This window comes from Pseudomonas sp. JDS28PS106, from assembly GCF_036706555.1.
Lineage (GTDB): Bacteria > Pseudomonadota > Gammaproteobacteria > Pseudomonadales > Pseudomonadaceae > Aquipseudomonas.
On record NZ_JBAJGT010000002.1, the window covers coordinates 55,152 to 69,000 of the forward strand.

Here is a 13,849-nt window from a genome sequence, read left to right on the forward strand (position 1 = left end):
AGTTTTGCATGTCCCCGACCGACCTTTTCGACTTGAATGGCAAGATCGCGCTGGTATCCGGCGCCAGCCGCGGCATTGGCGAGGCCATCGCCCGTCTTCTGGCGCGCCAGGGAGCCCATGTGCTGGTTTCCAGCCGCAAGGCCGAAAGCTGTCAACACGTGGCGGACGCGATCATTGCAGACGGAGGCCAGGCCACGGCGCTGGCCTGTCACATTGGCGAGCTGGAGCAGATCGACGCGCTGTTCGGGCAGATCCGCGAGCGGTTCGGACGACTGGATATCCTGGTCAACAACGCTGCCACCAACCCGCAGTTCTGCAACGTGCTCGACACCGATCCGGGCGCTTTCCAGAAGACGGTGGACGTGAACATCCGCGGCTATTTCTTCATGTCGGTGGCCGCTGGCAAGCTGATGCGCGAAAACGGGGGCGGCAGCATTATCAACGTGGCCTCGATCAATGCGATATCGCCTGGGGCCTTTCAGGGAATCTATTCCATGACCAAGGCCGCGGTGGTCAACATGACCAAGGTGTTCGCCAAGGAATGCGCCGGTTTCGGCATTCGCTGCAACGCGTTGCTACCAGGTCTCACGGACACGAAGTTCGCTTCGGCGCTGGTCAAGAATGAGGCCATTCTCAATGTCGCGCTGGCGCAGATTCCGCTCAAGCGCGTCGCCGAACCACGGGAAATGGCCGGCGCGGTGCTCTACCTCGCCAGCGATGCGTCGAGCTACACCACCGGCGTCGCGCTCAACGTGGACGGCGGTTTTCTGTCCTGAGACCTGCCCGGCAATTGGACCTTGGTCGCGCCGGCAGCGGCGCCCGGCAACTTCCTGCGAATGTGGCATGCGGGTAGAATGCCCGGCTTTCGGGCAGCCTTTCTGCCCCCCTGCCGATAAGCCCTGCCCGCCATGCCATTCGAACTGAGTGTCGATCTGACCACCCTTGCCGTCCTCGCCCTCGTCGCTTTCGTCGCCGGATTCATCGATGCCGTCGCCGGGGGTGGCGGCCTGCTGACCACCCCCGCCCTGATGACCGCCGGCCTGCCGCCGCACCTGGTGTTGGGGACCAACAAACTCAGTTCGACCTTCGGCTCGGCCACCGCCAGTTTCACTTATTACCGGCGCAAACTTTTCGACCCGCGCCAGTGGGTGCACGCGCTGGTGGGCACGGCAATCGGCGCGATCATCGGCGCGGTGGTGGCGCACTACCTGCCAGCGGAATGGCTGAACCAGATGCTGCCGCTGATCGTCTTCGCCTGCGGGCTGTATCTGCTGTTCGGTGGCACGCCCAAGGCGCCGGTGGACAGCAGCGCACCGATCAAGAAAAAGCGCCAGGTGCCGCAGAGCCTGGCCTTGGGGTTCTATGACGGAGTTGCTGGCCCTGGAACCGGCGCGTTCTGGACGGTCAGCACCTTGATGATGTACCCGCTGGATCTGGTCAAGGCCAGCGGCGTGGCCCGCAGCATGAACTTCGTCAGCAACGCGGTGGCGCTGTCGGTGTTCATCTTTTCCGGGCAAGTCGACTTCGTCATCGGCCTGAGCATGGGTTTGGCCGTCATGCTCGGCGCCTACTTCGGCGCCGGCACCGCGATCAAGGGCGGAGCCAAATTCATCCGCCCGGTGTTCATCACCGTAGTCCTGGGACTAACCGTGCGGCTGGCCTGGCAGCACTGGTTCGGGGGCGCCTGATCGCTCGGCGAGGTAGTGCTCGATGAGATAGCGAGCGATGGAGCGACTGGCAGGCAGCGGCGGCAGGTCGTCGATGCGGAACCAGCGCGCATCCTCGATCTCGTCGGCCTGGGGCACGATCTCGCCGCTTTCGTATTCGGCGTGAAACCCGAGCATCATCGAATGCGGGAACGGCCAGCACTGGCTGCCCATGTACTTGATGTTATGCACCCGCACCTGCACTTCCTCCATCACCTCCCGCCGCACACAGTCCTCGATCGACTCGCCAGGTTCGGCAAAGCCTGCCAACGTGCTGTAGACCCCCGGCACGAAGCGTGGCGAGCGCGCCAGCAGCACCTCCTCGCCCCGAGTGATCAGCACGATCATGCTGGGTGAGATGCGCGGATAGAAACGCAGGTTGTCATGCTCGCAGTACATGGCGCGCTCACCAGGAATTTGCACGGTGGGCTGCCCGCAGGCGCCGCAGAACCGGTGTTCCCTGGCCCATGTGGCGATCTGCGCCGCATAGCCGAGCATCTGGAATACCACGAACTCGCCTTCGAGCATGAACTGGCGCAGCCCCTGCCAGCCGCAGCCGTCGGCCGTGACCGGCTGTTCGAGCACCAGCATGAACACCGCCTCGCCATCAAAGTGGCCGATGCCGTGTTCGCTCTGCACCGGCAATTCCAGCCCCTTGAGCCAGGCACGGGAAAACAGTACGCCACTGGGGTCCAGCAAAAAGCCCTGAGGGCTGCAGACCACGGCCATTCCGCCCTCGGCCTGGGGGTCGAGCACGGCGGTAGTCCAGCGCTGCGGGGGTGTCATGAAAAACTCCTTTACGATGGGTGCATGGCCGATCAGTCGTCGAACACCGGCTTCTGCTTGCTCAGATGCGCAGCCATGGCCACGCGAAGATCGGCGGATTGCAGCATGGCGGCGTTCCAGATGGCAACCTGCTCCAGACCATCGTCGACCCTGTGATCGCGCATGTAGCCGATCATCTGCTTGGTGCCTTCGATGGCGATCGGCGATTTGGCGGCGATTTGCGACGCGATCTCGAACACGCCGGCGAGCAACTGTTGCTGATCAGCAAACACCCTGTTCACCAGCCCGATGCGCTGCGCCTCCTCGCTTCCCAGCATCCGGCCGGTGTAGGCCAGTTCCCGGAGCACGCCGTCGCCGATGATACGCGGCAACCGTTGCAGCGTGCCGACATCGGCCGCCATGCCCATGTCGATCTCCTTGATGCTGAACTGTGCGTCCTGGGCGGCGTAGCGCATGTCGCAGGCAGAGATCAGGTCGACGGCGCCACCCAGGCAATAACCGTGGACCGCCGCCAGCACCGGCTTGCGGCAGCGGTCGATCGCCGTGAAAGCCGCTTGCATTTGAAGTATCCTGCGCCGCAGCGATCGAGCGTTGCGGCCCGCGTCGGTGCCAAGTTCGGCGGCCACCGAAGCCAGCAACGCGAGATCGATGCCCGAGGAAAAATGCCGGCCTTCCCCGCTCAACACCACGACCCGCACTTCGTCATGGCTTTCTATCCACTCGAACAGCTCGACCATTTCGGTCCAGAATTCGGCGCCCATCGCGTTGAGCTTGTCCGGGCGGTTCAGACGTACCTGAGCAATGGAGCCGGTCAGCTCCAGGGCCAGGGATTGATAGTCGGGCATGGCGTGCTCCTTTTGGTGATTGAAGGTCGAACTGCGCTGGACTATAACAAGCGCCCGGACCTCGCCGTACCGGACGATCAGGACAATCGCAGGACGCTCTGGCAGAGCGTTCCCGGCTTGCCGGGCAGGCCGACAAACGCTGAAAAAGTCTGAACTGCAACCGCCGGCGGAGGTCCAGTGTCTTGGGCCGCGAAAACCTCCAGAGCCATACGAGGGTGTTACTTGGAAACGTCAAAAGCTGCAACCGGAATCACGGGCCTGGATGACATCCTTGCGGGCGGACTGGCTCGGGGGCATGTATTTTTGCTCGAGGGCCAGCCCGGCACCGGCAAGACCACGGCCGCCCTGCACTTTCTGCAGGCCGGCGCGCAGGCGGGCGAGAAGACGCTGTACATCACGCTCTCGGAAACCGAGGCGGAACTGCGATCCGGCGCGCGCTCCCATGGCTGGGAGCTGGACGACCACATCCAGATCTACGAGCTGACACCGCCGGACAACCTGCTCGATCCCGAGCAGAACCAGACGCTGCTGTATTCTTCGGATCTGGAACTGGGCGAAGCGACCCGACAGATCTTCGAAGTCGTTGAACAGGTCAGGCCGGTACGCGTGGTCATCGACAGCCTTTCTGAAATCCGCCTGCTCGCCCAGAGTTCCCTGCGGTACCGGCGCCAGATTCTGGCGATCAAGCATTACTTCGCCCGCTATGACGCCACGGTCGTGCTGCTCGACGACCTGACCACCGAAGCCCACGACAAGACTGTGCACAGCGTTGCCCACGGGGTCATTCGCCTTGAGGAACTAACCCCCAACTACGGTGCCGAGCGGCGACGTCTGAAAGTCATTAAATACCGCGGCCAGAAATACCGTGGCGGTTTCCACGACTTCATCATTACTCACGGCGGGCTCAATGTGTTCCCGCGTCTGGTGGCCGCCGAGCATCGGCAGCGCTATATCCCAATCCAGAGCAGCAGTGGCATCCAAGAGCTTGATGCGTTACTGGGAGGCGGCGTGGACAGTGGTTCAAGCACCCTGATTCTAGGCCCCGCCGGCACCGGCAAGTCCTTGATGGCTCTGGTGTTCGCAATGCAGGCGGTGGCCCGCGGCGAGCGGGCGGCACTGTTCATTTTCGACGAGGAGCGTGGGCTGCTCATCGAACGCATGCGCAAGATGGGCATGGACCTGGCGGCGATGGAGGAAACCGGCAATCTGCTGATCGAACAGGTGGACGCCGCCGAATTGTCACCCGGCGAATTCGCGCACCGCGTGCGCCGCGCCGTGGACGAGCGGCAGATCAAGACCGTGGTGATCGACAGCATCAACGGCTATCAGGCGGCGATGCCGGAAGAGAATGCCTTGATCCTGCACGTGCATGAGCTGTTGCTGTATCTCAATCGCCAGGGTGCGTCGACTTTCCTGACCGTCGCTCAGCACGGGCTGCTCGACCATGCGCAGTCCCCGGTGGACATCACCTACCTGGCGGACACCGTCGTCCTGCTGCGTTATTTTGAAGCGCTCGGACAGGTGCGCCGGGCGATCTCGGTCATCAAGAAACGTACTGGCTCTCACGAATCGACCATCCGCGAGTACCGCATCGGCGCTCAGGGCCTGCGCATCGGCGAGCCGCTGGAGGCTTTCCAGGGCGTGCTGCGTGGCGTCCCCAGTTATCAGGGTGAGGGCAAGCCCCTGCTGGTGGATGAGCCGTCGTGAACACGCGTGGATTGTTGGCGGAAAGAGCAGTCATCCTGACCCCGATCGGTCGGGACAGTCAGATTGCGGTGCGCATCCTGGCCGAGGCCGGCTACCCGGCGTTCGTGGTCACCGATTTGCTCGAACTGGTCAAGGAGCTCGACGCAGGCGCGGGGCTGGCGCTCATTGCCGTCGAGGCGCTGCTGCAGAGCGACGTCAAGCCGCTGCTCGGCTATCTCGCCGGACAGCCGGCTTGGTCGGACATGCCGATCGTATTGCTCACCCACCACGGCGGACAGGCTGCGAACCCGGCCGCGCATCTGGGCGATTTGCTGGGCAACGTGACCTTTCTCGAACGCCCCTTCCACCCGGTGACTCTGGTCAGTCTGGTCGCGACCGCCGTACGCGGCCGTCGCCGCCAGTACGACGCGCGGACGCGCATGGAGGATCTGGTCGAAGGCGAGCGTCGGCTACAGAACGCGCTCAAGGCCGGGCGGCTGGGTTCCTGGCAGCTGGAAGCCGATTCCCTGAAGCTGTCCTGCTCGGCCATCACCAAGTCGCACTACGGGCGCGAAGAGCAAGACTCGTTCAGCTATCACGAGTGGCTGGAAACCGTTTACCCCGAGGACCAGCCGCGCATGCTTTCGGCACTGCAGCGCAGCCTGGACACGGGGATCGACTTCGTCATCGAATACCGCACGGTATGGCCGGACGGCACGCTCAACTGGGTCGACGTACGCGCCCGGGCGATTCTCGGCAAGTACGCCCGGGTGACCGCGCTCTCGGGGGTGACGTCGGACATCACCGAGCGCAAACAGGCCGAAGAACAGCTGCGCAAGCTCAATGAAACCCTGGAACAGCAAGTCGAGGAACGCACGTCGCAGCTTCAGCACAAGGATGAAGTGCTGCGCCAGTCGCAGAAAATGGAAGCGGTTGGTCAGTTGACCGGAGGCATCGCCCACGACTTCAACAACATGCTGACCGGCATCATTGGCAGTCTGGAACTGATCCGTCGCCGCCTCGCCCGCGGACGTACAAACGATCTCGATAATCTGATCGATCTGGGCGTGACGTCCGCCAACCGCGCGGCCTCCCTGACCCACCGGCTGCTGGCGTTCTCGCGGCGCCAGTCGCTGGACTCCAAACCCATGGAGATGAACCACCTGATCACCGCCATGGGCGAACTGATCAGGCGCAGCATCAACGAAAATATCAAGCTGGAAATGCATCTGGCGGAAAACCTCTGGACCGCAGTGGCCGACGCCAACCAGCTGGAGAACGCCCTTCTCAACCTGGTGCTCAACGCCCGGGATGCGATGCCGGGCGGCGGCCTGTTGTTGATCGAGACCTCCAACCAGCGACTGGACCGAAACTATACCGACGCCCATGAAAACCTGCAGCCGGGCGATTATGTAGTGCTCAGTGTCAGCGACACCGGCAGCGGCATGCCCGAAAGCGTGATCAACCGGGCATTCGACCCGTTCTTTACCACCAAGCCCATCGGCCAGGGCACGGGACTGGGTCTGTCGATGATCTACGGTTTCTGCAAACAGTCGCACGGTCACGTGGCCATCCACAGCGAACTGGGCCGCGGAACCACAGTGCAGCTGTATTTGCCGCGCCATCAGGGCGAGGTGACCGAGGAAGAAGAGCTTTACCAGAGCAACGCCTTGCAGGCCAACGAAGGCGAGACAGTGCTGATCGTCGAGGACGATCCGGCTGTGCGCGCCCTGGTCAGCGAGGTGCTGAGCGAGCTCGGTTACCTGTATGTCGAGGCCGAGGACGCCCCCAGCGCAGTACCGGTGCTGGAGTCCGGTCAGCGAATCGACCTGCTGATCAGCGACGTTGGGCTGCCGGGCATGAACGGTCGGCAACTGGCGGAAATCGCCCGTCAGCTGAGACCGGACCTCAAGGTACTGTTCATCACCGGCTACGCCGAGCATGCGACCGTGCGCGCGGGCTTTCTGGACACCGGCATGCAGATGATCACCAAGCCTTTCGCCTTCGACCACCTGACGTCCAAGGTGCGGGAGATGATCGAAGAACTCTGAACCGGCCGACATTCGCCGGCCGGTTCAGAGCAGGTCAGGCCAACAGCACCTGGATCTGGGAGTGAAGTGTTTCCATGGTGAAGGGCTTGGCAAGGATCGGCGCCTTGGCCGCGATAGGGCTGCCCGAGTCGACGATTTCCGCCGGATAGCCGCTGATGAAAATCACTTTGAGCTCGGGGCGAAGCTTGACCGCCGGTTCAGCGATCATGACCCCCGAGATACCGCCCGGCAGACGATAGTCAGTGATCATCAGGTCCAGATGGGGCTTGGTCGCCAGGATCTCGAAAGCCTGCTCGCCGTTTTCGGCCTGCAGCACGCGATACCCCTCGCCCGACAGATAGTCGGACAGCAACATCAATATCAGGGGTTCGTCTTCCACGATCAGGACGACATTTTCTGCATCAGCACTCATTGAACTGCCTTTGATCTTAAATAGCTGCCATTACGACCACAGCCGTCATGGGAGGTTGCGCCTGTTTTCGATAATTCGAGAAATCTCGTCGAATTGTCTTACAAAGGCAGAACGACCCGAAAGGTCGAACCCAGACCTGGCGTGCTTTCCACCTCGATCTTCCCGCCGTGGGCAAGCACGATCTGCTCGGATATGAACAGTCCCAGGCCCAGGCCGGCCACCGCGTGACTGGCGGAAACCCGCTCGAACTGCTGGAAAATACGCTTCTGGTTCTCCGGCGTGATGCCGATGCCCTGGTCCTTGACCTCGACGCAGGCTCGGTCGCCGTCCTGGTAGACGCGCACGTTAATGGGTTTGTGCGCGCCATAGCGCAGCGCGTTGGTCAGCAAGTTGGAAACCACCTGCTCGATACGGAATTCGTCCCAGACACCTGTCACCGGCTGGTCGGCCTGCAGGTTGACTGTGCACTCGGCAGCGGCGATCTGCGCGGCGTAATTCTCCATCAACTGGCGCACCAGCTCGCTCAGGTCGAACGGACTGGTGCGGATCGACAACTTGCCGGTGCGGATCCGCGACACATCGAGCATGTCTTCGATCAGCCGGATCAGGCTCTGGATCTGTCGCTCGTCACGTTCGACCATGGCGTGCAGCTTGTCCATGGTGAAGGCGGCGGCGTTGTTCTTCGCCAGGTGCAGCTTGCGCAACTGGGTTTCCAGGATCAGGCCATTAAGCGGGGTGCGCACTTCATGGGAAACGATGGACATGAAGTCATCGCGCATGCGCACGGCGTGTTCGAGATCGGCCTGGGTCGCCTGCAACTGGGTCAGCAGGGCTTCCTGCTCACGACGACTCTGCTCCAGCGCCTCGACCTGCAGCTTGACCGCCTTGCGCTGGCGGTAGAGGTCGACGAACACGTTGACCTTGCTCTTGACCGCATGGATGTCCAGCGGCTTGTGCAGGAAATCCACCGCGCCGCTCTCATAGCCCTTGAAGGCGTAATTGAGCTCGCGGCCGGCGGCGCTGACGAACACGATGGGAATGTTCTTGGTCTTCTCGGTACTGCGCATCAGCTCGGCCAGCTGAAAACCGTCCATGCCCGGCATCTGCACATCGAGGATAGCGAGGGCGAATTCGTGTTGCAGCAACAGGGACAAGGCCTCGTCGCCCGACGACGCCCGGAAGACCAGGCGGTCTTCGCGCTTGATCAAGGCTTCGAGAGCCAGCAGGTTTTCCGGCAAATCGTCGACGATCAGCAATTTCGCCTGGATGTCATTTAGCATGCGATTCGTTCCAGCTCGACCAGCAAGTGGCCAATTTCGTTCAAGGGCAACAGGTAGTCCGGTGAGTGCAGCGCCAGCGCGGCCTCGGGCATCGTACGTGCCTGAGCCTGCGCCGGGTCCTGCACTGCGGTCATTCCGCCAAGGGATGCGATATGCGCCAGTCCCTGCGCTCCATCGTTGTTTGCCCCGGTCAGCAGTATGCCTGCCAGAGCCTTGCCGTATGCGTCGGCGGCGGACTCGAACAGAATGTCGATGCTGGGACGTGAGTAGAACACCCGGTCTTCCTGACTCAGGGAAAAGCTGCGATCGGCTTCGACCGACAGATGATAGCCGGCGCTGGCGAAATAGAGCGTGCCGGGCTTGACCGGTTCCTTGTCGTCCGCTTCCTTGACCGGCATCCGCACGCGGCTGCCGAACACGTGAACCAACTGGCTGCGGTGATCGTCCGGCAGATGCAGCACGGTGATGATCGGCAGGCTGAAGCCGGTGCGGATGCCACTGAAAATCCGCAGCAGCGCCTCGACACCGCCCGCCGAGGCGCCGACAACGAGCGCTTCGACCCGCGGCAGCGACGGCCCGTCGATTGCGCTGGAAAAGGAAGTCTTCATGACTTGCGGTAGATCCGCTCGGGTTTGATCAACGGCTCGAATGCACCGCTGTAGGCGGAGAATTCAAGGGTTTCCTTGCTGCCGAGCGCCAGGAAGCCGCGGTGACACAGCGAGTCATGAAACAACCCGAACGCCCGATCCTGCAGTTTCTTGTTGAAATAGATCAGCACGTTGCGGCAGGAGATCAGCTGGGTTTCGGAAAACACGCTGTCGGTCGCCAGACTATGGTCGGCGAAGGTGACGTTTTCACGAAGGGTCTTGTCGAAGATCGCGTACTCGTAGGCCGAGGTGTAGTAGTCGGAAAAATCTCGTTGCCCGCCGGCCTGGATGTAGTTCTGGTTGTAGGCGCGGACGTTTTCCATCGAAAAGATCCCCTGCTTGGCCTTTTCCAGCGAAGTGGGGTTGATGTCGGTGGCATAAATGATGGTGCGTTCCAGCAGACCTTCCTCGCGCAGCAGGATCGCCATCGAGTAGACCTCTTCCCCGGTACTGCAACCGGCGATCCACACCTTCAGCGAAGGATAAGTGCGCAGCAGCGGCACGACTTCCTGGCGCAGCGCCAGAAAGTGCGGCGGGTCGCGGAACATCTCGCTGACCGGGATGGTGAGCAGCTGCAGCAACTGCATGAACATCGCCGGGTCATGCAGCACCCGTTCCTGCAGCGCGGAGATCGTGCTGCATTCGAACTGACGCAACGCATGGGCAACGCGTCGTTTGATCGACGCGCCGGAGTAGTCGCGAAAGTCGTAGCTGTATTTGAGGTAGATCGCCTCGATCAACAGCCTCAGTTCGATGTCAGCGTTTCGATCGAGAAGCATGGGTGAACCTGAAGAAACTCATGGGGATGCTCGCTTTGGCCGTTGCGCTTCAAATACGTTCCATTTTAGGCAGCCAGACCCGGATCAGCGAAAACAGCCGGTCCAGATCGATGGGCTTGGCCAGGTAATCGTTGGAACCGGCCTGCAGGCAGCGTTCCTGGTCGTCCTTCATGGCCTTGGCGGTCACCGCGATGATCGGCAGCTTGCGCCAGCGCGGATCCTTTCGGATCTCGGCGGTCGCTTCGTAGCCATCCATTTCCGGCATCATCACGTCCATCAACACCAGGTCGATATCAGGAATCTCGTTGAGCCTGGCGATGGCTTCCAGGCCATTGCGCGCGATCTCCACGACCGCGCCCTTGTGTTCCAGAGCGCTGGTCAGAGCGAAGATGTTGCGCACATCGTCATCCACCACCAGTATCTTGCGGGCCTCGAACACCTTGTCGCGGCTGCGGGCGGTCTTGAGCATCTTCTGCCGCTCGTTGGAAAGCTGCGATTCCACCTTGTGCAGGAACAGCGTCACTTCGTCGAGCAGGCGCTCCGGCGAACGCGCGCCCTTGATGATGATCGAGCGCGAATATTTCATCAGCTCGGTTTCTTCGTCGCGGGTCATGTTGCGGCCGGTGTAGACGATGACCGGCGGGAAGGCGCAGATGTCCTCGGTGGACATGCGCTTGAGCAGCTCGTCGCCGTGCATGTCGGGCAGCTTGAGGTCGATGATCATGCAGTCGTAGACGTTATCGCGCAGCAGATCCAGACTTTCCTGGGCCAGCCCGACGGCGGTGATTTCGATATCGTCGTCGCCGATCAGCCGCGCGATACTGTCGCGCTGCAAGGCGTCATCCTCGACCACCAGCACGCGCTTGACCTTCTGGGTCAGCTTGGCTTCCAGCTTCGCGAAGACGTCCTTGAGCTCTTCCCGGGTGGTGGGCTTCACGGCATAACCGATGGCGCCCATGTGCATCGCGGCCTCTTGACGGTCCTCGACGGAGATCACATGCACCGGTATGTGGCGAGTGACCGCCAGTTCCTTGAGCCGCTGCAACACGGTCAGGCCCGAGTGGTCCGGCAGGCGCATGTCGAGCAGGATCGCGTCCGGTTCGAACTGTGCCGCAAGGTTGAAGCCATCGTCGGCGGCGTGGGCGACCAGGCACTGGTAGTCGAGTTCGTGAGCCAGATCAAACAGGATCCGGGCGAACGCCACGTCGTCCTCGATGACCAGAATGCGCCGCTTGCCCTCTGCCGACAGATCGCGGTCATCGGCGAACGCCGGCGCTTGGGCGCCGACCGACACGGCAACGGGTGCCGGCTGGGGCGCGACGGGCGCTACAGGGGGGGCAATCGCAACGGGCGCCGGCGAGACTTGCGCGATCAGCGGCTGGACTGCATCGTCCCCCGGACTCTGCTCGGTCTGCCCGCTGTAGCGTTCCGGCAGCACCAAGGTGAAGATACTGCCCTGCCCCGGCGCGCTGGTGACGCTGATAGAACCACCCAACAAGGCGGCCAGGTCGCGGGAAATCGACAGGCCCAACCCCGTGCCGCCGTAGCGCCGGTTGGTGGTGCCGTCGGCCTGACGGAACGCCTCGAAAATGCTCTGTTGATGCTCTTCGGCGATACCGATCCCCGAATCACGCACGGTAAAGGCAATGCCTTCGCCGGGCTGACGCGAGACGGTCATGCTGACCGAGCCGGTCTCGGTGAACTTGATCGCGTTGGACAACAGGTTCTTGAGAATCTGCTCCAGACGTTGCCGGTCGGTGTGCAGCATGGTCGGCGCGCCGGCTTGCAGTTCGACGCTGAATTCCAGGTTCTTGTCCATCGCCAGCGGCTGGAACATGCCGCGCAGGCCTTCCACCAGACGAGGCACGCTGCTGGTTTCCGGTCGCACTTCGAGCTTGCCCGCCTCGACCTTGGAAATGTCCAGAATGTCGTTGATCAGGTTCAGCAGGTCATTGCCCGCCGAGTAGATCGACTCGGCGAACTTGACCTGTTCCTCGGTGAGGTTCTCGTGCGGGTTCTCGGCCAGCAACTTGGCGAGGATCAGCGAACTGTTGAGCGGCGTGCGCAGCTCGTGGGACATATTGGCGAGGAATTCGGACTTGTAGCGACTGGAGCGCTGCAGCTCTTCGGCCCGCGCCTGCAATTCGACCTGCGCGATACTGAGTTCTTCATTGTTGCGGTCCAGCGCATCGCGCTGGTCGGCCAAGGCCTGGCTCTGTTCGGCAAGCTGTTCGTTGGTCTGTTCGAGTTCGGCCTGCTGGGTTTCCAGATTGACCTGGGATTCCTTGAGGATCCGCGACTGCTCTTCGAGTTCTTCGTTGGCCGTGCGCAGTTCTTCCTGCTGAACCTGAAGTTCTTCGTTGAGCTGCTGGGTTTCGGTCAGCACTTCCTGAAGGCGCTGGCGATAGCGCGCCGCTTCGATGGAGGTGCCGATGTTGTCGGAGATCAGCTCGAGGAATTCCTGATCGCGCTCGGTCAGCGGTCGCAGGAAGCCCAGTTCGATCACGCCGTTGACCTGGTCGTCGTTGCTGGTCGGCGCAATGATCACGCTGCGCGGCGCACCGTCGCCCAGACCCGAGGCAACCTTGAAGTAGTCGCCTGGTACTTCCTCCAGTGTGATGATGCGATCCTGCTGCGCGGCCTGGCCGACGATGCCTTCGTCGCTGTAAAGAGTCTGCTCGCGCTGCTCCTGTTCGCGGGAGAAACCGTAGGACGCGACGCGAACCAGGCTGCCGTGCTCCTGGCGCACATAAAGCGCTGCCACCGCGGCGCCCAGGTAGCGCGCCATAAACTGCAGCGTATTGCGACCCAGCATGTTGAGGGTCAACTGACCGAGCACCTGCTCGGCCAGTTCGGTCTGGCCGTTGCGCAGCCACGCGGCCTTTTGCAGGCGTTCGGCGTTGAGTTCCTGTTGCTTGATGTTTTCGCTGTAAGTTTCTGACAGGTTAAGCAAGTCCCTGCGCCCGATATAGGCCAGGATGCCGCTTACCACCAGCACGAAGATCAGGTACAGGGTCACGGACGTGATGGTGGTACGGGTGACTTCAGAATTGCGCGCCTGGCGCAACTGCTGTTCCATCGCGACCGCCTGGTCGTATTCCATGCGGATTTCGTCGGTGATGCGCTTGCCGCGGCCGGTCTGCACCGGACTCAGGTAATTGCCGTTGCTGCGCCGCAGATCGATCATCTCCTGAGCGAACTTGTTCCATTCGGTCTGCAGGGTCAGCAGACGACGGAAGCGATCGAGCTGGGTCGGATTGTCGGTCACCAGCTCCTTGATGCCCGCCAGCTCCGCCATCAGCACCGGCTTGGCAATTTCATAAGGATCGAGAAATTGCTGGTCGCCGGTGAGCAGGTAACCGCGCATGCCGGTTTCCATGTCGATCGACAGCTTCATCGCCCGGTTGGTGTTGTTGATCACCCGATCGGTATGCTCGACCCACTGGATCACGGACAGCAGATAGGTGATCAGGAGAATGAAAAAGACCGCACTGAGTACGCCGACACCCAATGGTAAACCGACGTTGCGCCCCAGCAGTTTGCGGAAGCGTTGTTCATCGACTACAGACGTCCGATTCATGAAAATTCCTTGGCGGGATAATTCAAACCGGGGAGTTTGCCGTAAATCGCTGAAAAAGACTCATTTTTCCTACAGGA

At 61.8% G+C, this 13,849-nt stretch carries 11 protein-coding genes; 4 read left to right on the plus strand and 7 right to left on the minus strand.

Going from position 1 to position 13,849, the window contains the following annotated elements:
- The first annotated feature begins 8 nt into the window (after window positions 1-8).
- Together TRP66_RS03415 and TRP66_RS03420 are read left to right on the plus strand one after the other, a co-directional pair.
- Window positions 9-776 (plus strand): SDR family oxidoreductase, encoded by a 768-nt coding sequence (locus TRP66_RS03415; protein ID WP_333399942.1) that lies wholly within the window; start codon window positions 9-11, stop codon window positions 774-776.
- A 132-nt stretch (window positions 777-908) separates the two neighbouring features.
- The gene (locus TRP66_RS03420; protein WP_333399943.1) at window positions 909-1,688 is read left to right on the plus strand and encodes a TSUP family transporter; all 780 of its coding nucleotides are present in this window, start codon (window positions 909-911) and stop codon (window positions 1,686-1,688) included.
- Here the strand turns inward: TRP66_RS03420 and nudC are convergent.
- Together nudC and TRP66_RS03430 are read right to left on the minus strand one after the other, a co-directional pair.
- Entirely contained in the window at window positions 1,644-2,492 is an 849-nt protein-coding gene (gene nudC / locus TRP66_RS03425; RefSeq protein ID WP_333399944.1) for an NAD(+) diphosphatase, read from the minus strand. The two genes, TRP66_RS03420 and nudC, sit on opposite strands and share 45 nt — an antisense overlap.
- Window positions 2,493-2,524: 32 nt before the next feature.
- Window positions 2,525-3,337, minus strand: a complete 813-nt coding sequence (locus TRP66_RS03430; RefSeq protein WP_333399945.1) for a crotonase/enoyl-CoA hydratase family protein — start codon at window positions 3,335-3,337, stop codon at window positions 2,525-2,527.
- Window positions 3,338-3,559: 222 nt separating this feature from the next.
- Between TRP66_RS03430 and TRP66_RS03435 the strand changes: the two genes are divergently transcribed.
- Window positions 3,560-5,044, plus strand: coding sequence for an ATPase domain-containing protein (locus tag TRP66_RS03435; RefSeq protein WP_333399946.1), 1,485 nt, complete (start codon window positions 3,560-3,562; stop codon window positions 5,042-5,044).
- Window positions 5,041-7,074, plus strand: a complete 2,034-nt coding sequence (locus tag TRP66_RS03440; RefSeq protein WP_333399947.1) for a response regulator — start codon at window positions 5,041-5,043, stop codon at window positions 7,072-7,074. Before TRP66_RS03435 ends, TRP66_RS03440 begins: the two co-directional genes overlap by 4 nt.
- A 34-nt stretch (window positions 7,075-7,108) precedes the next feature.
- Here the strand turns inward: TRP66_RS03440 and TRP66_RS03445 are convergent, their stop codons facing one another.
- From TRP66_RS03445 to TRP66_RS03465, 5 genes are all read right to left on the minus strand, one after another.
- The gene (locus TRP66_RS03445; protein ID WP_333399948.1) at window positions 7,109-7,486 is read right to left on the minus strand and encodes a response regulator; all 378 of its coding nucleotides are present in this window, start codon (window positions 7,484-7,486) and stop codon (window positions 7,109-7,111) included.
- A 98-nt stretch (window positions 7,487-7,584) separates the two neighbouring features.
- Window positions 7,585-8,766 (minus strand): hybrid sensor histidine kinase/response regulator, encoded by a 1,182-nt coding sequence (locus TRP66_RS03450; protein ID WP_333399949.1) that lies wholly within the window; start codon window positions 8,764-8,766, stop codon window positions 7,585-7,587.
- Window positions 8,760-9,374, minus strand: coding sequence for a chemotaxis protein CheB (locus TRP66_RS03455; RefSeq protein WP_333399950.1), 615 nt, complete (start codon window positions 9,372-9,374; stop codon window positions 8,760-8,762). Before TRP66_RS03455 ends, TRP66_RS03450 begins: the two co-directional genes overlap by 7 nt.
- A complete protein-coding gene (locus TRP66_RS03460) occupies window positions 9,371-10,192 on the minus strand; it encodes a CheR family methyltransferase (protein WP_333399951.1) in 822 nt (273 codons plus the stop codon). The genes TRP66_RS03455 and TRP66_RS03460 overlap by 4 nt, the downstream gene beginning before the upstream one ends.
- Before the next feature lie 49 nt (window positions 10,193-10,241).
- Entirely contained in the window at window positions 10,242-13,772 is a 3,531-nt protein-coding gene (locus tag TRP66_RS03465; protein WP_333399952.1) for a response regulator, read from the minus strand.
- Between the last annotated feature and the right edge of the window lie 77 nt (window positions 13,773-13,849).